General features: G+C 57.0%; 20 protein-coding genes and 1 pseudogene. 12 read left to right on the top strand and 9 right to left on the bottom strand.

Features of this window, described 5'->3' with window-relative positions; genetic code table 11:
- Positions 1-180: 180 nt before the first annotated feature.
- Positions 181-726: an isochorismatase family cysteine hydrolase gene (locus F2982_RS29300; protein ID WP_112716057.1), complete on the top strand. Its 546-nt coding sequence runs from the start codon at positions 181-183 to the stop codon at positions 724-726.
- Between the two features lie 158 nt (positions 727-884).
- Here F2982_RS29300 and F2982_RS31870 read toward each other — a convergent pair whose 3' ends face one another.
- Positions 885-1,355, bottom strand: a complete 471-nt coding sequence (locus F2982_RS31870; protein WP_246777751.1) for a hypothetical protein — start codon at positions 1,353-1,355, stop codon at positions 885-887.
- Between the two features lie 33 nt (positions 1,356-1,388).
- Here F2982_RS31870 and F2982_RS31865 point away from each other — a divergent pair, with 33 nt between their 5' ends.
- The 3 genes from F2982_RS31865 (at position 1,389) to F2982_RS29280 (ending at position 4,251) form a co-directional block, all read left to right on the top strand.
- On the top strand, positions 1,389-1,598 hold the full coding sequence (locus tag F2982_RS31865) for a hypothetical protein (RefSeq protein WP_246777750.1): 210 nt from the start codon (positions 1,389-1,391) through the stop codon (positions 1,596-1,598).
- A gap of 492 nt (positions 1,599-2,090) precedes the next feature.
- A complete protein-coding gene (locus F2982_RS29285; protein ID WP_203431566.1) occupies positions 2,091-2,873 on the top strand; it encodes a Crp/Fnr family transcriptional regulator in 783 nt (260 codons plus the stop codon).
- 415 nt (positions 2,874-3,288) lie between these two features.
- Complete coding sequence (locus F2982_RS29280) at positions 3,289-4,251, top strand: 3'-5' exonuclease (RefSeq protein WP_203431565.1); 963 nt, start codon at positions 3,289-3,291, stop codon at positions 4,249-4,251.
- A gap of 215 nt (positions 4,252-4,466) precedes the next feature.
- On the opposite strand, the pseudogene F2982_RS31860 reads toward F2982_RS29280, so the two are convergent.
- Positions 4,467-4,687, bottom strand: a pseudogene (locus tag F2982_RS31860) (hypothetical protein).
- Between the two features lie 1,175 nt (positions 4,688-5,862).
- On the opposite strand from F2982_RS31860, the gene F2982_RS31855 reads away from it, so the two are divergent.
- From F2982_RS31855 to F2982_RS29270, 4 genes are all read left to right on the top strand, one after another.
- Positions 5,863-6,417 (top strand): hypothetical protein, encoded by a 555-nt coding sequence (locus F2982_RS31855; RefSeq protein ID WP_246777749.1) that lies wholly within the window; start codon positions 5,863-5,865, stop codon positions 6,415-6,417.
- A gap of 91 nt (positions 6,418-6,508) precedes the next feature.
- Positions 6,509-6,811, top strand: coding sequence for a hypothetical protein (locus tag F2982_RS31850; protein WP_246777763.1), 303 nt, complete (start codon positions 6,509-6,511; stop codon positions 6,809-6,811).
- Positions 6,812-6,823: 12 nt separating this feature from the next.
- Positions 6,824-7,267: a hypothetical protein gene (locus F2982_RS29275; protein WP_112716071.1), complete on the top strand. Its 444-nt coding sequence runs from the start codon at positions 6,824-6,826 to the stop codon at positions 7,265-7,267.
- Between the two features lie 242 nt (positions 7,268-7,509).
- Positions 7,510-7,878 carry a response regulator gene (locus F2982_RS29270; RefSeq protein WP_112716073.1) on the top strand — a complete coding sequence of 123 codons (369 nt, stop codon included), beginning with the start codon at positions 7,510-7,512 and terminating at the stop codon, positions 7,876-7,878.
- A 265-nt stretch (positions 7,879-8,143) separates the two neighbouring features.
- Here F2982_RS29270 and F2982_RS29265 read toward each other — a convergent pair whose 3' ends face one another.
- From F2982_RS29265 to F2982_RS29235, 7 genes are all read right to left on the bottom strand, one after another.
- The gene (locus F2982_RS29265) at positions 8,144-8,440 is read right to left on the bottom strand and encodes a hypothetical protein (protein ID WP_130279517.1); all 297 of its coding nucleotides are present in this window, start codon (positions 8,438-8,440) and stop codon (positions 8,144-8,146) included.
- Between the two features lie 92 nt (positions 8,441-8,532).
- On the bottom strand, positions 8,533-10,674 hold the full coding sequence (catE, locus tag F2982_RS29260) for a catalase (RefSeq protein WP_203431564.1): 2,142 nt from the start codon (positions 10,672-10,674) through the stop codon (positions 8,533-8,535).
- A gap of 63 nt (positions 10,675-10,737) precedes the next feature.
- Positions 10,738-11,247, bottom strand: a complete 510-nt coding sequence (locus F2982_RS29255; RefSeq protein WP_203431563.1) for a ferritin-like domain-containing protein — start codon at positions 11,245-11,247, stop codon at positions 10,738-10,740.
- A gap of 1,033 nt (positions 11,248-12,280) precedes the next feature.
- Positions 12,281-12,934, bottom strand: coding sequence for a hypothetical protein (locus tag F2982_RS29250; protein ID WP_112716083.1), 654 nt, complete (start codon positions 12,932-12,934; stop codon positions 12,281-12,283).
- 294 nt (positions 12,935-13,228) lie between these two features.
- Positions 13,229-13,606: a DUF983 domain-containing protein gene (locus F2982_RS29245; protein WP_112716085.1), complete on the bottom strand. Its 378-nt coding sequence runs from the start codon at positions 13,604-13,606 to the stop codon at positions 13,229-13,231.
- Between the two features lie 77 nt (positions 13,607-13,683).
- Complete coding sequence (locus tag F2982_RS29240) at positions 13,684-13,917, bottom strand: hypothetical protein (RefSeq protein WP_203431562.1); 234 nt, start codon at positions 13,915-13,917, stop codon at positions 13,684-13,686.
- A gap of 598 nt (positions 13,918-14,515) precedes the next feature.
- Entirely contained in the window at positions 14,516-15,049 is a 534-nt protein-coding gene (locus F2982_RS29235; RefSeq protein ID WP_112716091.1) for a DUF4142 domain-containing protein, read from the bottom strand.
- Between the two features lie 283 nt (positions 15,050-15,332).
- Here F2982_RS29235 and F2982_RS29230 point away from each other — a divergent pair, with 283 nt between their 5' ends.
- The 4 genes from F2982_RS29230 to F2982_RS29220 all read left to right on the top strand — a co-directional run bounded on the left by F2982_RS29230 (position 15,333) and on the right by F2982_RS29220 (position 17,793).
- Positions 15,333-15,590 (top strand): SemiSWEET transporter, encoded by a 258-nt coding sequence (locus F2982_RS29230; protein ID WP_112716093.1) that lies wholly within the window; start codon positions 15,333-15,335, stop codon positions 15,588-15,590.
- 373 nt (positions 15,591-15,963) lie between these two features.
- The gene (locus F2982_RS31845) at positions 15,964-16,425 is read left to right on the top strand and encodes a sialidase family protein (RefSeq protein ID WP_246777748.1); all 462 of its coding nucleotides are present in this window, start codon (positions 15,964-15,966) and stop codon (positions 16,423-16,425) included.
- Positions 16,426-16,481: 56 nt separating this feature from the next.
- Positions 16,482-16,664 (top strand): hypothetical protein, encoded by a 183-nt coding sequence (locus F2982_RS31840; protein ID WP_246777747.1) that lies wholly within the window; start codon positions 16,482-16,484, stop codon positions 16,662-16,664.
- A 169-nt stretch (positions 16,665-16,833) separates the two neighbouring features.
- Positions 16,834-17,793 carry a YbhN family protein gene (locus F2982_RS29220; protein ID WP_112716181.1) on the top strand — a complete coding sequence of 320 codons (960 nt, stop codon included), beginning with the start codon at positions 16,834-16,836 and terminating at the stop codon, positions 17,791-17,793.
- Positions 17,794-18,201: the final 408 nt, after the last annotated feature.

Below are 18,201 nucleotides of genomic sequence, written 5' to 3'. Positions count from 1 at the left end.
GAACAATCAGGTGAGCTGATAGTTCCGATTTCATCGTCTTCGAAAAGCCCTCTGTCCAAAATCGCACGAAAAAAGACGCGACGGAACTTCCTCAACGGATCATGGTTCGTCCTTTCCTGGCCACTCGGCACTGTTGGAAACCGGAGGACGCTAGTGACTTGGGTCCATTTGTGCATCGACATGCAGCGAATGTTCGCGGAACCGACGCCATGGCAGGTTCCTTGGATGGCAAAGATTTCTGGCCAAGTTGTCGAGCTGGCCGGACGGTTTGCTGAACGAACCGTCTTCACCCGCTTCTTAACACCGCAACACGGTTCGCAGATGCCCGGAAGGTGGCATGAGTACTATGCCAAATGGGAGTGCATGACACGTGAAAATCTTCCCGACGAACTGCTGAATCTCGTGCCTGAACTGGGATGCTTCGTGCCGCCGGCAAGAGTTTTCACCAAGACCACATATTCGCCATGGGTGAGCGGTCATCTTCACCAAATTCTGACCCACGAACATGTCGACACTGTTGTCATCACCGGCGGTGAAACCGACGTCTGTGTTCTGGCAGCTGTGCTTGGCGCTGTGGACCTTGGATACCATGTAATCATACCGGCTGACGCGGTTTGCAGCGGAGCCGACAACACTCACGATTCAACCCTCGATTTGCTCGGCTCAAGATTCAGTGTTCAAGTCGAGGTGTCCTCGACCGAGCAAATCCTATCCTCAATGCGTTGATGCGAGGTACGGTCGAGAGCTGTGTTGCCGCACGGTCGCGTGAAAGTCCACACGTTGACGAAAGGATCTGTCCTATCGTCGCCAAGCTGGAGCGGACGCCGCTGAGGGTGGGTTCCCATTGACGCGGTGGAACCATCTCCTTCTGAGCCGGCTAGGCCTTACGACAAAGGAAAGTTAAAAATGTTTGTTTCCTCGCCGGTCAAGATCAGAAGCATTGCGATCAGGTTTGACGGGTCGGATCGCTGGCACAAAGCGGTCTCCGTCACAGATCTTGCGGAGCTCCTATTGTCGAGAAGGTGGCCGAGATCATCAGACGACGCGATGTGGCGCACAGCACTCGTAGCCTGCCTCGCTTCCCAACGGAGCGAGGCGAAGGCCGGCAAGGCTCGCAAGGCGTTCATCAAAGCTGCGCTGCGTGCTGCGCTTATCGTCAAGGCCGACACCCGGGTCCATTGATCCTCGCGGCCTTGCGGTACGGCACGTGCGTAGAGACAAGCCGCGCTGATAGCCAGATGCTTGCCGCCACGAACGTGCTCGTTAACCGTGGTCTTGACTTGGACGATCGCATCGCCTTGAGACAGGATCCCCAATGAGGGGTCCGGCACGGAACATCCTGCTCCCTTGTTCATTTCAGAAGCGCTGCAAGCAGTATGGAGGATCAGATGGCTGACGATAGCGTGACAACATATGTCGACCGCCTCTTGCGCGAAGGGTTTGCCGTGGACGTCACGGAAAATAACGTGATCCTCATTCTAGATCCTGCCGACGCTTCAGGCTTGCTGGATGCGCGCGACCCGGCACGCGGAATCGATTTGACGATGCACAAGGATGCCGTCATTGCCTATCTTAGGCAAATTGGTCGGTCGGTGTAGTCGAAGAGTTGCCGACCGTCGCCGGACAAGCTACCAGTTCTCGTTGTGGGGACCTTGACGGTATCTGGGGCATTTTGAACCTCCACCGCGATAGGAATAGCCATGCTGGACAACCTATTTGATACCAATCGAAACGCGGCTTTAAGAAGACCGACGAACCGGCTGGCGAAACCACCGCGCACGCGAAATTCGCTATCGGCTTGACGAGCTCGGCCTGATTAGCTTTTGCAAGACGACCGGGGAAGGGACGCCACGTGGTGACGCCCCGCTGCGTAATTTTGTTGTCACAACGCTTGGCAATAAGACCTTCTAGTAGCGAGGCACGGAGGCGTATCAAGGCGGTGCTTACCGCCACCACTGAACGCCCCGATGGCGTAGATCGGCCAGTTTGTTCCGAAGAAACCGTCAGCAGGTATCGCCGAACCATGAGCCGGCCCACCGTCATGGAGACGGCTGTGAAAATAGAGGGGATCGAAGGGCTTCTTCGGGCTGATGTACAAAAACGTACAATGGGTGGCGGCGACTCAAACGCAGTTTCATATTCTATCGATGCTTTCGATTTTTCAAAACAAGCTACTGGCGCTCTTGCCAGCGGAGGATAGGCTAGCGCTCGCTCCTCTTCTAAAGCGCAGGAAGCTTGCCCGCCACGACCTTCTGTTGAGGGCGCAAGATCATGTGGACAACGTCATCTTCATCGAAGACGGCGTCGTGTCGATTCTCGCCCAGGATCGTCCCGGACTGGACGTTGAAGTTGCAATGATCGGACGGGAGGGCATGATCGGCGCCCAATTGCTCCACGGTGTCTTTACCACTTACATGCCGGTCAAAGTTCGCATTGAAGGATCGGGATACGAGATCGCTGCTCCTGACTTCATCGCATTTTCACGCAAGAGCGCACGGTTTCGAGACCGCATTTGCCGTTATCTTGAATGGCGCCACGTGCAGATGGGAATGATTGCGATGAGCGGGCGCCAAGGTGACATCCCACAAAATATTGCCCGTGTGCTGCTTATGCTACATGATCGCTTGGATGGCGACAGCATCCCCATAACCCATGAAGAGCTTGCGCGCCAAGTTGCCGCTCACCGTCCAGGCGTCACGATAGCCCTGCATCTCCTGGAGGGAGAAAGATTGGTCCGAGCCAATCGTGGCAATATTTTTATCAACGACCGACCGGGCCTGGAAACGCTGGCCGGCGACTTCTACGGCATGCCCGAAAACGCCTGGTTTGAAATATTGGGTGGTCCTTCACCTGGTCCGGTGCTCGCTGACTAAGTCAAGCTGCAATTGCGGCCATTCCCGAGGATTCCCAAGCCGGTCGCTAGCCTCGTTCAAAGGCGTCGCATGGCAGGGAGCTGACAGAAATGACTACCCTATCGTCTTCCTTTCCATCCACGCCATACTAAACGTTATTTCGCCCTAGGAAAAAGGACAGCGCCCCTGGCCCTCACTGCGTCTTGGTTGATCTCCATCTGGCTCAGTCGATCCGTGTCGACAAAATCTTCGCTCTTGCCGCTGATGTCGAACGGGCGGCAGCTCGCGCGCGCTTGTCTCGCTCCCTGCCACTGTGGCCATGCCTGAGCGTCTCTGCCGTCCGGTCTATGTGCTAACCCGTCAGCTATTTCCCCTGAACTGAGCCACGGAATCGATTATGGCTCGTTCTCGGCAATGGATCCAAGACAGACGAGTGATGCAGCAGTTCGATTTTTTTCCAGATGAAAGCGAGGCTTCCGCGCTTGGCCCGCGGCGGCGGCGGGCAGTGAATCGGGCCCCCGCTACTAGCCATGACGAACTGGTTCGCCAACTGGAGGCGACTGGTCGCTATCGCGTCCGCAGTAAGCTAGAGCCGAGACCGATAGCGCCGGATCCACGAGCGGGCTTTCCTATGAGGGGCGTCATCGTTGATGCCGAGACGACTGGGCTTAACCATCGCGAAGACGAAGTGATAGAAATTGGCATCGTCAGCTTTTCATTTGACGCGCTCGGAGCAATCGGCGACGTCACTGACGTCTACGGTGCATTGCACCAGCCGACGAAGCCGATCCCGAACGAAATCACCCGGCTCACCGGAATTACTAACGACATGGTGGCCGGCCACATTGTCGACCCCCATCGACTGCGATCGCTGATCGAGCCCGCGGATCTAATCATTGCGCACTTTGCGGCGTTCGACAGGCCATTTCTGGAAGCTTTTTCGCCTGTATTCCACCGAAAGGCCTGGGCCTGTTCGGTGTCGGAGATTGATTGGGCTGCCCGCGGTTTCGATGGTACCAAGCTCGGATACCTGATCGGGCAGGCGGGCTACTTTCACGAGGCTCATCGAGCGGTCGACGACTGCTTCGCGCTGCTGGAGATCCTTGATCGTGGTCACGGTGAAAGCGACAGTTCGCCTTTTTCGGAACTTTACCGGTCGAGCCAGCGCCAGCGCGCGCGTATCATTGCTGAACACAGTCCGTTCGAGATGAAGGATCAATTGAAGAAGCGTGGCTACAAATGGTCTGACGGAAGTGATGGCGGGCCGAAGTCATGGTGGACCGAAGTCGACGAACAGGCTGTGCAAGAGGAGATCAATTATCTCCGCGCGGAGGTTTACGGGTGGGAAGACGCGGACCCGCTCGTGACATACACGACCGCTTTCGACCGTTATAAATAGAATCCGATATCGAGAGGGCCCACCTGACAGGCGTCAGGACATTGGCGGCGGCTATCCGGTCGCTCACAATCCAAAAAAATGCAACCGGATAGCCACCATCGGACGGATGGTGACTCGGATATTGATGATGGCTAATGCTGTCCGGCTGGAGCCGACAGGAGCACTCTAACGGCCCCAAAAAGTCCATTGCATGCGCGGGCGGTCCGAAACAAAAACTACTCAGCAGCTTGCCGAAGAGAATGTCCTTCAAGTGGCTCGACAAGCGCAATGATGTCGAAATCACTTGTCATGTAATGCTCTTCGGAACCGGGAATCGCTAGGGTCCAGAAATCCGGATCGTCGCCAAAAACCGTCGAGACTTGGACGATTGTTGTCTTCCCCCGGTGTGCTCCTCGGAACGAGCCCAATAGAAAGCTTCAGGCACCAGACTCTTCATAACGCCTACTCCCCACAACAGCTTGGACTATATCAAAAATTACGAGAATGAATACCCCGACCTACGACAATCCCCAAGCACCCTCGGTTTCTCTCGACACCCAAGCGCTCCCAAGCAGGCCAGCTTCCTTGACACCGCATGGCAAGAGCATGGGGAACATGACTGACAGGAATTGGCAAATGGCGGCGCTGGTCCACATTGAAGACACGGCTTGGGAAGCCCGTTTCAGGTTGCGGCCTGAGGTTCCTCGTCGATGATCTTATCTAGGTGGTCTCATTCGGGTGGATTTCACGACCTGTGGCTCTGGCTCCAGGAGCGGCACTATGGCCCCAGGCCAGGAGATTGCTTACGAGCGGATCGTCAGCGTCGAAGACGAGGATGATCCTGCTGTGGGAAAATCAATCGAGATTGGATGCGGATCGGCAAAGACTGTTTGAATAATTGAGCTTGCCCGCGCAAATGTCGGCGAGGGGGCCCGGTTCTGTTATCAGTAATTGCGTGATCGACCGATGGAAGAGAAATTCCCCGACTACCGGACGGGCGGAATGCTCAGTTCAGCGCAAACATCGGTCATTGGCTGCGGACCCCTTGGAAATGGATTGCTAGCGCCTTTTTTACGTTCGATACTGCGCCTGCATAGTGAACTCTTTGCTAACTTTTTCAAAGGGTAAACCGAGCGGACCGCCATTGAGAGCCGTGCGCAAGGGCTTATCGCGCCATAAATCCCCGACCGGGCCTTCCCGATCTCGTCAATTCCTGTCTTCAAGGAACGCGTGTCGGCGCCGTTGGTAGCACTCGGCTCGACGTCTCCTGCACTGGAACCCCGCGAGTGATGGAAACCGTGAGCAGCGTGGTGGTTACCCGGATCACTTCCATCAAAGAGAGAAAGTTGGCTATGCCTCCCAAGGGCGACAGTTTCCGATTACGATACAATCCATCCTTGCTGGCCAGCGGCATCATTGACCGGCGTTGAAGCTCAAGCTCCGTCACGTAGCAGAGACCAGCCGTCAGAGCCGCGGTTGAAACAACGCAAATCGCGATGTCAGACTAAGGTCCGGATCGGCATTAGACTGAGGTCCGTGGTCAGGAACAGCCTGCATTGATGGTGGTTTGTCTGGCAGCCTCAAGTCTCATCGACAAGGCTTTCGCTTCGACATTCAATGGAGGAAACCTACATGTTCAAGACAACCAGCATCGCCTTCGCGGCAGCCCTGCTTGCAAGCACCGCTTTTGCCCAATCGTCCAGTACCGTCGGTACGGGCGGCTCATCGGCTGGCGGAGGAACTTCGAGCAGCACGGTTGGGACCGGCGGAAGTTCGACAGGCGGTGATTGTCCGGCGGGCTCGGCCAACTGCCCGTCTGGAAGCTCCTCGACAGTGGGAACCGGCGGTTCATCTGCCGGCGGCGGAACATCAAGTAGCACCGTCGGTACGGGTGGCTCTTCGGCTGGATCTGGTTCCGGATCGTCTTCGACGGTGGGCACCGGCGGTTCGTCTGCTGGTGAGGGAGCGTCCAGTAGCTCGGTTGGAACCGGCGGGTCCGCTACGGGCACGGGCGATGCAGGTTCCGCTTCGTCCGTCGGCACAGGGAGCTCGTCGGCCGGCAACGGGGAGAGCGGAAGCTCCGTCGGCACCGGCTCGAGCCAAGCAGGCTCTTCCCATGACAACAACGGTAAGAAAGGCTGCGCGCCCGGTCAGATGAAGAAAAACGGTACCAGCCACTCCTGCTAACTGCAACGGCCGGCGCCTTTGGACGCCGGCCATCTCCGTTGGAGGCACCAAGATGACTTCTACATTCAGAACTCTTATCGCGACCGCGGCTATGGTCACCGCAAGCTGCGCTGCCGCCGAAGAAATCAAACTAGCCGACGGTACCAGCTGCACCTTGACTGAGGAACACTCTGGGTCGACCGGTATGTCAACCACAGTGACCGCCGGAAATGGCCAGGTAACGGCGTCAACGACAAGCCGGGGCGGTTCGACGAGTTCCTCTTCTGCGTCAACCTCCTCAGCCGGGTCCGGCAGCGTCAACAGTTACTCGAGCGCGAGCGTAACGCGACCAGACGGAACCGTCATCACAAAGCGCTCGGACGGAACCTGCTCCATCATAAAGCCCGGCAAATAGTAGGAGACGATTATGAAAAGGCCAGAATTATTCAGCGCGATCGCACTCTCATTCCTGTTGGCCACCGTGCATGCGACGGCACAGGACTGCAGCGCGGCAGGAACTGTTGCGACCGGTGGGAGCGCAAGCGCCGGTGGAACGTCGGCCAGTTCGCTTGGCACTGCTGGATCATGTCAGACGGACGGCGGCACAAGCTCATCTGTCGGTTCTGGGGGCAGCGCTACGGCAGACGGCGGAAGGGCGATGAGCAAGACCCACGTGAATGACAATGCAGATCGGCTCAAGGCGCAGACGAAATCCCAAGCTGTCGACAAGGGCAGCTTTAGCAAGTCAAGAACCCAAACCACAACGAATGGCGACACGCTTCAGAGCACGACGCGCACCATGTCGCATGAACCGGGACAGAAGCCCGTCAAGAACACAACGCAGCAGAAGATAGTTCTGCCTGAGCAATAAGCCTAGAAAGGATGATCGAATGAACAACTTGATCTGGCTTGTCGGTGCAGTCGTCATTATCCTGGCCATACTGAGCTTATTGGGACTGCGGTAACACCGCACGCTGAACCTCGGGGCGGCCTTACTTCGGGCGCCCCTCGCCTATTGTGCGAAATCGTACGAAAGCAGAAAGGTGCTGACACCCCGCCCGTCGGCAGATAGGGTACGGCGATAGCTTATCTGCCCATACGGAAGCTGCCCACGTGGAATTTCATACTGTTCTCATTTTGGAGAACGAAGCGTTCATCGCGATGGACATCGAAGAGATCGCCTCATCGCTTGGAGCGAAATCCGTCACAACCTTGGACAACAGAGCTGCGGCGATCACATGGCTCGTGGCGCACAGTCCAGATATTGCAATTGTAGACCCTCTGTTGAACGATGGCGTCTGCAGCGATGTGGCGGCTTTACTATCGGCGAGGGGAGTTCCCTTTGTCGTTTACGCGGGAGCCGAAGTTGTCGGAAAAGGTTCTGAAGCCTTTGCAACGGCTCTGTGGGTTGGGAAACCGGCAACGCCTGAAGCCTTAAGGCAAGCAATGCTCGAGGCAGGCGGCGGACAATCGCTCCGCTGAGGATTCGCGCGGGTTCCCTATATCTCGGTCCACCCCTTAAGGGCTACTCGGATGACCCTGAAGTCGCCGTCGTCAGCACCAGGTGTCGGTAGCACGCAATGGTCCACTCGAGACGCTGGAGTGCTCCCAACGGGAGCCCGGCAATGCTGCCACAGGAGGTGTTGCCCGAACCGTGAAGAGCTCGTGAGGCCGTGCCCCGGCACTGCCGATAAGCCCCGCCGCCGGGCTCCAGCACGAGCACGCTCGGCCGGAGCCTCTCCATGTCTCAGGCAACTGAGTTGGGAGATGCGAAATTCCCCGACGCAGGCGCGGTCTCTTCGAGACCCTCGGTCTGGATGTCTGACGTATCGGCCGACGCGGATGCGTCGGCCGATTCTCCGACAGCAACCCCGAACGTCGCCACCTGCACCATCAACTCCTTGGCCTTCTGTAGCGCGGTCTCATCGTCGAGCTGGCCTGCAGCGACCATCTGTACGACGATGGATTCACCGCCTTCTCCGTTGAACGCCACTCTGAATTTGCCGTCGCTCTGCTCTGAGATGTTCGTACTTGTCACTTCCATATTGTCCTCCTGTTTTTTTGCAATAGTGCAAGATGCTGCCCGATAAAGTGCGATCGCGCCTTTGCAGACGGCTCCGCCCTGTCGGGCGGAGATCACTCAACAGGCGGCGAAGCTTTCCCAAGCTTCAAAGACGGCTCGCGGCCCCACACCCGCAACTTTCCGAGTTCTGATAGAAACTCCGTCGCCGATTTAGGATCACTGAGCGCAATCGTACCCTCATCAAGGGACTGTGAGATACCTGCCTTGTCGAGGAGGGGGAGCGCAGATTGGTCGTAGCCGATATATTTGCAATGCTGGAAGGCGTCTGCAACAAAATCCCGTGCGGTCGCCTCCTTGACAAGGTCATCGATCGCCTGGTGTGAAGCGAGCACGGCGACAGCGTCGAAAAGCACCGAAGGACCGCCATCAATCATATGATGAGCCTTCAACCAGGATCCGTCCGATGCCTTCACCCCGCCGACTTTTGGCGCAATAAGTTCCACGATCGCCTTTTCCTTGCCAGCGGCCTTGATGATTGCCTGAAGCAGCTTCGCATCGGTGCCGTCAGTGACCAGGACTCCGAGCTTTCTACCCTCGAACCGTTTCGGGCCGCGCTTCACGATACTGAGTGCCGGCGAACGATCGAGGTCCTGACGGGTGGGCAGCGCCGCTTCTGCTGGTTTTGGCATCGCCTGGAACCCCAGCTTTTCTGCCACCGTGGATGCGAGGGTTTCGTCGATGTTGAGTAGGTGAGAGACCATCCGCTCCCGGATCGCCAGCGTCTCGACCTTGCTCAGTTCGAACGTTAGCGCCATGGCGATGTGGCGCTGCTCAGCGCCGGTCTGGCTGACGTAGAACTGCCGCGCCTGACTGTAATGATCGGCAAAGCTTTCTGGACGCAGCCGGACCTTCTGTCCCTGCTCCTCCGCCGAAAAATGCCGATATCCGCGCGCCGGCGATTCCCTTGGCCCTTCGTCGAACGAATTCGGCTGATAGTTGGCGCGGCCGCTCGGATTTCGCATCGCCATATGCCCGTCCTGCTGAAAAGTGTGAAACGGGCACTTGGGCGCATTGATAGGCAGATGCGTGAAGTTCGGTCCGCCTAGCCGCTTAAGCTGGGTGTCGAGATATGAGAAGTTTCGACCCTGTAGGAGCGGGTCGTTGCTGAAGTCAATGCCTGGAGGGACGTTCTGCGTCATGAAGGCAACTTGCTCGGTCTCGGCGAAGAAGTTGTCGGGCATGCGGTCCAGTACCAGGCGGCCAATGGGGCGCACCGGAAGAACCTCCTCCGGAATTATCTTTGTCGGGTCGAGGACATCGAATTCGAAGCTGTCGGCAAAGTTCTGGTCGAAGAGCTGCACGGCAAGCTCCCATTCAGGGAAGTTACCTGACTGGATCGACTGCCACAGGTCGCGACGGTGGTAATCGGGGTCGGCGCCATTGATCTTGACCGCTTCGTTCCAAGCAACGGACTGCAGGCCGAGCTTCGGCTTCCAATGGAATTTGACGAAGGTGGACTGCCCGTCTGCATTGACGAAGCGGAATGTATGAACACCGAAACCTTCCATGAAGCGGAACGAGCGTGGGATGGTCCGGTCCGACATGATCCACATCACCATGTGCATGCTCTCGGGCGTCAGGCTGATAAAATCCCAGAAAGTGTCGTGAGCGGTCTGCGCCTGGGGAAAAGCACGATCCGGTTCCTGCTTTGCAGCATGAACCATATCGGGAAACTTAATTGCATCCTGGATGAAGAACACCGGAATATTGTTTCCGACCAGGTCCCAGTTGCCCTCTTTTGTGTACATCTTGACGGCGAAGCCACGTACATCGCGGGCAAGGTCCGCGGAACCCTTATTGCCGGCGACAGTCGAGAACCGGACAAAAACCGGAGTCTTTTCTCCAGCGCGCTGAAAGAGGTCGGCGCGCGTGATATCAGCGAGCGACTCATAAGTTTCGAAAAAGCCGTGGGCACCATAACCACGTGCGTGGACGACACGTTCGGGAATCCTCTCATGGTCGAAATGGAAGATTTTTTCCCGGAAATGGAAATCGTCGACCAAAAGCGGCCCCCGCGCTCCGACCCGCAGGGAATTCTGATCATCGGCGACGGGAGCGCCCTGCGAGGTCGTCAGCACATCATGACCGTCCTCAGCGAACTGGTGAAGCTCGCCACCGGCTCCGCGATGAAGCTGTTGGTCATGAATGGTCACGGTTGATCCTGAACGGTCGGTTTTCGTGGCGCGCTTGGCCATAGGGTGGTCCTTCGAAAGATGAGCAAATTGGTGGGCCATCTTGAAAGACGGCCCTCGAGGCAATCACTTGGCCGAGGCTGTGCCCATAGCCTTGACATTCGCCTGCGACCCGGCGAGCGCGGTCAGCTTTTCGTCGGTGGCCACTTCCTCCGCGAGGTTTGCTTCAAGGAGCGCAACGGCGTCCTTCAAGCCGAGCTGATTGGCCCATGCAATCAGGGTGCCGTAGCGGGCGATTTCGTAGTGCTCGACTGCCTGGGCCGATGAAATGAGCCCGGCATCGAGGGCGTCAGAACCGTTGTATTCCTCGATAATCTCTTCACCTTCGGCAATAATTCCTTGGATCGCTTCGCAGGTCTTGCCGCGGGCGGACTTGCCGAGAAATTCGAACACCTGTTCAAGCCGCTCGATTTGGCCTTGAGTTTCATCGCGATGGTGCAGAAATCCGGACTTTCCTTCTTCCGACTGAGCGGCCCGCGCCATTTTCGGCAATGCTTTCAGAATCTGCTTTTCGGCGAAATAAATATCCTTCAACGTGTCGAGAAAAAGGTCGTCGAGGGTCTTTGTCTTTGCCATTGTTAGTCCTCCAGAACTGGCTTCCGCGGCCGCAATCGCCCCGGCCTGAGATTTCGCAGCACCAAACGGCACAGCGCTTCCACAATGTTTGCTCGCTGACGTTGTTCCGGTACTGAAGCGTACAAAGGAATGGAAAGGTGCAGCCAAATACACATGATCTGAGCGCGACAGCGCCACCTCACGTGGCAAACACGCCAATTATTGGTGACGCGCTGCTGCACGAAGACAAACAATGGCGCACGCGAGGCACGCCGGGGGGGCCTTGGCATCAAAAGCTAGTTGGCGGCCTCGATCCGGCTGCCACACAGGAAAGGGGCGGGAGATCGCGATTTTCCGCGTAGAGGCCGCCAAGGCGGCCGGTGCGGCGCTGGATGGGGACTGGTACCGGTCGCCCGGGCGACAGAAACAGCGGCGGCTCTCCGCTGAATTGTCGCTGGGCTCGCAGACACCGCTTTGCTCTTCGTCTTTTGCCTGATGCTTTCGGCGCCGTGCGGAACTATCTGCCTCCGGCAGCGTAGATGTACGAACATCGGCATTGGCAGTGGAACGGCCGACGGAGACATGAAATGACAGACAGCAAAGTCCGACCAACTCTTATAGCTGAATGCGCCCGCCTGGGAGAAACCGTGCCGCGGGCGGTGATCGATAGAGCGACCGCCTCAGTCGGAATACCGCCCGAGCCGGGCTTTAACGCGGGGAGGAAATTGACATCATTCGAAAGCGGCTGGAAGACCTGCGTCAGCAGCTTAACGCCGCTTCTGATATGGTAAGAGGTGGCGCTCGTCAGGGAGCGCGGCAAGCGGAAGCGGGGGTAAAGCTTTACCCGATGTCTAGCCTTTTGGCCGCAGCCGCAGCAACGGCAGCATTGACGCTCGCAATCGTCGGCCTATCCCCTAGATCGCGCCGCTCGCGTTACGAGAGAGTCTTTGACGATTTACGCGGCCTTTATGACAGCGCTTTTGAACGTCTGTAGCCGAAGTATATTCGGACAGGCGAGACTGCCTGTGTCAAGCAGGGTCGCACCTCCTCAGCATCATCTTTCGGGCTTCTTGGCGTTTCTTGCCGTGAAGATCGATGTGACGTTCGAACCGAAAACCGCGCGAGCGATGGAAGCGTCCTCTAAATCGGACGTTCGGCGTCTCTGTCGCTCCCGAAGGAGCTCCTGGCGCGGCTGGAAGAATGCCGGCCTGTCAAGCGGTGACAGCCCGAATTCTCGTTCGATACGATCAGCCAATTCGAATGCCGCAAGCCCGAGTCGGACGTACTCGCTATTCCGCTTTTCGAAATATTTCTCGTCTGACGTCTGCGTTTGGAGATGATCCAGTGCGTGACTGACGTTTCGCGTTGAATTGGGCATTCTGATGAGAGCTTCTTCCAAATCCGTCCCGAGGATAGACCAATCTATATCCGCGGGAAGTGCGAAAATCGGTTCGTCAGTATGCATGAAGTAGTGCTCCGGATCGTCCTCATCGAACTCCGGCTTGTCGAAGGCAGCCGCGTGGCACGCGATTGCAAAATCATCCAAGAGAAGCAGAGCGCGCAATGCTGTACGCGCCGCAGCAATTGGTGGGCGACCCCAGTTCCAGCCCCCTAGCGCCACTAGCCCGACAGCTATAACCGCAACCAGCGAAGCTCCCGTCAGGAAACCGACAATCAGACCCGAGATTGGAGACGCGAGACTTTCCAAAGAATCCTACCTATTTTTCCTCAACGATGCATCTGCCCTCTTATCACGAGAGTAGCATGAGTCGGCGAGATGGTCAGTTTGCAACTCAGACATCTGGACAGCAAGGCGGTAGAGCCCCGGGTACGGGATCGCACCAAGCTGGGGCGACGAGGCAAAGGGATGTCATCCCGGACAATCTCTGCCGGCAGAGGCCGGCCCAAGCCTTGTCGCGTTGTCCTCGCCAGGCTGCAAAATTTCCGTCTGCATCACCAAGCAGTCAACGCCGCTTCAGTAAACGCCCCAGAACGAAAGGCCTCAATCTCGATCGAGATGTCCTTCCGCCGCCTTGTGAAGATATTGGGCGCAGATCAGCCATCCCTTGAGTGGTCGCAAAAGCGACATGCATGCCGCAACGGTCAGCGGCAACGTTGACAGCAAGTGCACCCAAATTGGCGGGTTAAAGCTGAACTGAAGCCAAAGCGCAAAACCGAGCGCGGGAACTGCAACAACGCTCATGGCAAAGAACGCGGGGCCGTCGGCGGGGTCTGCGAAATCGTAATCGAGCCCGCAGATTTCGCATGACGGTGCAAGCGACAGGTAACCGCGAAAAAGGTGGCCGCGTTGGCAGCGTGGGCATAACCCCCTCAAGCCCGCATAGATCGATATGGTTGCTATGTCACGATCTGGTTCCATGACCTTCGCCTTTGCTAACGCAAACGAACCGCAGTTGACGGCGATGGTTCCAGCCAGACCAAACGTGAACCAAGACGCTAGTCTATCCGTATGACGTCACGAAACCTGATGACGTCCAGTACGCTTCCCTTCTCGTCAGCGATTTCGAACGACAACCCGTCGATCGGCTGATTATGCAAAACCATTTCGGCAACCATTTCTCGTGCGGCGCGCCGCGCTTCGCATCTCGCGTGGTCTAGGGAGGGCAAATCCATACCTTCTGCGTCCGTTTCCCGCTCCCGGTCGGAGCTGATATTGAAATAAAACATCATCTTGCCACCTCAGGCTCAATAACGGTGAGGGGCCCTTTGCTGTTCCATAAGCTAGCACCTGATCGCGGACACAGTCTCGCTCAGTCAACAGCAGCGCGGACAACAGCTACCGGCAACACTCCTTTCGATCCGTATGGAGCGCCTGCGGTGTCTACGGACATCCGCGCCATGTGAGACCTAGGTCAACCGGGGGATCAGAGATCCTTCTTGATGCTCAATCGAAGCGCAGCAAAAACAAAATGCGTCGCGCTCGCGCGCGACGCATTGTCTTCATGGGTAGCAACATGAAGGTCGCTCTTTCGGGCCAGACCATCTCGGCTTGCACCAACGAGGGGCAGACTGAGTGACACACCGTAACCACGCTGGCGATCAATGGTTCCCGAGCGAAAGACTTCTTCTGATCCGCGACGTCTACCTTGATCATGTTGTGCTGCATCGATCTTAGGTCTTCGTGCGATCCCATCGCAAAGCCGATGTGGCGACCTTGCCGGACCGCAGGGGCCAACGTCGCATTGTAACAATCGGACGTAAGCGCCGAGATAGGCAAGGCAGCTCGAAGATGAACCCGGCGTTACCCACGGTAACGCCGGGTTGTGAATTACTTGTTCAGATCTGTTGCCATCTTGAGGTGATGCTCGAGTGCAGGGCGCGTTTTGGCTGCCCAGGCCTTCAGTTCGGGGTTGTCACCTTCCTCCCCATATCGCTTGAAGAGATCGACGGCATCTTCGTGCACATCCTGCTGATCAGCGTGATACTGCTTCGTGAAATCGTCGCCGTTAAGTTTCTTGAGGTCATCGAGCATGCTTTGCTGTGCCGAACTCATTGCAGCTGGGATGGTGGCCTTCACCTTTCCTCCAGAAACGAGTGCCTTCAACTCGTCCGACGTCTTTGTGTGATCAGCTACCATCTGCTGCGCAAAACTCTTGGTCGCAGCATCCTGTGACTTTTCGGCGGCGAGTTTGCTGGATTCAATTTCGAACATGTCGCTCCCTGCGGCTTCGGTGACGAAGTCTTCGGTTTTGGGGGCGACACCCATTACTGAATTGACGCCCGTCTTTTCTGCTGCCGACTGGGCGAGGACGGGCGAGGCGAACAGGACAGAAAGTCCGGCAATGGCGAGGGCGTGCTTCATCATTTGCTCCTATGTGTCGATATAGCAGTAGCCAAACTTCGAAATGGATCATCTGTTCCAAGGGTCAGCGGTTTCGTGCAGTCAGACAGCCCAGCATATCTCGATTGATCGGAGCAACCTGCGCCGTTGCAGGTTCAAGGCCCATGCGGCCACCTGCGGAAGCGAGGAGCGCGAGCCGAGGACTGCGCACCCTCCGGCTTCAATATCTACGCCCCTTGGGAGGGTCGCGCATATAAACTGTTGAGAGCCTTGCATGGCACGGGGCCGCATACGGGAGGATAGAATGGATACGCCTTCGATCGTTGGCTATTGCGCATCCGCGTGTTCGGTCATTAGCTTTGTGCCCCAGGCCGCAAAGGTCATCCGCACGAGAGACACCGCGGCGATTTCGGGGTGGATGTACGCTCTGACAGTTACCGGTTTCGCGCTGTGGACGGGCTTCGGTGTCCTTCGCGGCGAGCTTCCAATCATTCTGACCAATTCGATTTGCTTCTGCCTATCTGCATTCATCCTGACCATCAAGATGATCGGGCATCGGTAACATGCAGGTTTCGTCGGTAAAGCATCATGATGTGTTCGCGAGAAAGGGGAGTTTCGCCGGCTGGCCCGCAAACTACGGCATGTGGTTGTGGGAGAGGGAAGCTCTTGTCATTTTTGCGGTTGGAGTTCTTGGAGACCAAGGCAGGCTACATGCTCGCGACAAGCATAGCGACTGCCTGCCAGTTCAGAGCCGGAGCCTCGACGGAGGTAGGACATGGCGATCGGAACCTTTCTGCGGGATCGTGCCCGGCGGCCGCAGCCTGTCGGCGAACGAACATGTGGATCAATCACTCCGGTCCGGTCCAAGGATAGACCTACTCCCGTCAAGCAGCCAGTCGTCCAGAATCGATTTCCAGGATCCGGAAGTCGTATTCATGGCAGCCCGCACAGGCATCGATGGAGGCGCTGAAAGCTGGTTCTATGTCAGCCGCGACAGGGGACGAACGTGGAGTGGGCCTCACGCCTTTACTGGCCTGCATCAAACCGGGGTTGCGGCCCGAACTGATCTGATCGCGATCGACCGCAATCATGCACTGTTCATGCTTAGCCGTTCCAAGAGAGACGGCAACGAAGGGCAGTGCATGTGCGTTGAGACGATCGATGGAGGGTTAAGCTTTTCTTGGAAAAGCGATCTTCCATTCGATGGTGACGGCTATGCCATCATGCCCACAAGCGTACTGCCAGATCGTTCCGTTTTGACTGTCGTTCGACGCGGCCGCGGTATCGAGGAGGGCGGATGGCTTGAGGCCTTTCGGTCAATGGACTACGGAAAGACTTGGGAGCCGCTGGGGGTAGCACTGGGCCTGGCGGTAATCCTGGCGCCTTGGTCGCGATAGGCAGCGGTGAATATGCCTTGCTCTATGGCTACAGGGGCAGCCCCGCCGGCATAAGAATGAAGCGCACGACGAATGGCACGCATTGGTCGGTGGAAAGCATTATCCGGTCGGATGGCCTGCTGCCTGATCTCGGTTATCCTCGTGCGGTAAGCCGACAGGATGGCAGCGTACTGACCGCTTACTATATGAATCGCGGCGAAGAACGCTTCATATCGTCTTCAACGATTTTCCTTGCCTAAGACCGGGGCGGGTCGTATCGGCGGACACCGGCGCCGGTTGAACAGTCGGAGCGGTCATCGATTGGTGCGGTGAGAGGCGACAAGTATTGGTTTGAGCGCGCGCGGCGCTGTTTTGTGGAACCAAAGCATCCTGATCGCCGTTGCAGCGCAAACAGGAATGGTTGGCGCGATGACGGGCAGGCAGATATTGACGTACATGCTGATCATAGTTGGTATCAGCGCCGCCGCGTACCTTCTATACGAGACATTCAGCGAATACTCGTTGCGGGAGGTCATCGGTTCCGTTCGAGAGATTCCTGCTCAGAACCTCGCCCTGGCGATGCTCTTTGCCTTCGGTTCATATATTTGCCTGACCGGTTTCGACTGGGCAGGCGTCCGTCATGTTCACAGCGACCTTCCTTACCCGAAGATCGGCTTGGCATCCTTCATCGCGCTGTCGATTGGCCAAAGCGTCGGCTTTTCGGGGCTTAGCAGCGGCGCACTGCGATACCGGTACTACGCGCGTTGGGGATTGAGCACCGAGGATGTCGCCAAAATCGTTCTCCTGTCGGGCGTTACAGTCGGTGTCGGCATGGCAATGCTATCCGGCATCGTTTTGACATTGAACCCTGCAGACGCCAGTGCGGTGCTCGGTCTCAGTGAAGCAGCGGTGAGATCGATTGGCATTGCAAGTATAGTCGCGGTGGCGGCATATCTCCTGCTTGCTTCCTTTCTAAGGACCCCGCTGCACATCCGCTCATGGACATTCCAGATGCCGACGCTACGGATTGCCGCCCTCCAAGTGATCGTCGGGACAGTCAACTTTGCACTGGTCTCCGCATGTTTGCGCGAAGTGATGGCAGTGGGCGGCGATGTCAGCTATCTCAAGGCCGCGACCGCCTTCACCTTGGCTAATATCGCTATTCTCGCCACGCACGCTCCAGGCGGCCTCGGCGTCCTGGAGGCCACAGTCACCCATGTAATGGGAGACCAGGCCTCAATTGGATCACTTGTCGCCTTCCGCGCGATCTATTTCTTCATTCCTTTTTTCATTGGTCTTCCTCTGTCGCTGATTACTGAAGCAGTCTTTCGCGCCAACAAGAGAAATCGAAGCCCGGTGATAGCAGAAATCGAGCGCGCGTCGGCCTGACTGTATTATTCCGACGCCATGCTGGCCTTACGCGCGCGACAGTCGACTCGCTTCGAACCGAGCCAGATTAACCGGTCGCAAACACCGTCACTTTGAAGACTTTGCCAGTCGGTCCGCGAGGTCAGAGGCACTGCGATCCAAAAAGCGGTCGCTGACCCCGCCGCAAACCGGGCATAGAACGAACGCGAAATCTGGTCTTACTGTGCAACCGCTCTGACTTCGATGCTGGAGAGTGCCTCAGTCAAGCCATCATTAGCAGGTTGCTTTTTGGCGCATGAGAGATACCCATTTTGAAATTCAAATGTGCCGGTCTGCTTCAATGTCCGACCGAGGTAGTTCATCACCTCCTCGCGCCGGCTGATACGAGGGTCGGTGATCGGGATCGTTATATCCTGATCGTATACAACG

Origin of the sequence: Rhizobium sp. BG4, assembly GCF_016864575.1 — a bacterium.
Classification (GTDB): Bacteria; Pseudomonadota; Alphaproteobacteria; order Rhizobiales; family Rhizobiaceae; genus Rhizobium.
Note: the sequence above shows the minus strand (reverse complement) of the source record. Positions and strands in the feature narration are given on the sequence as shown.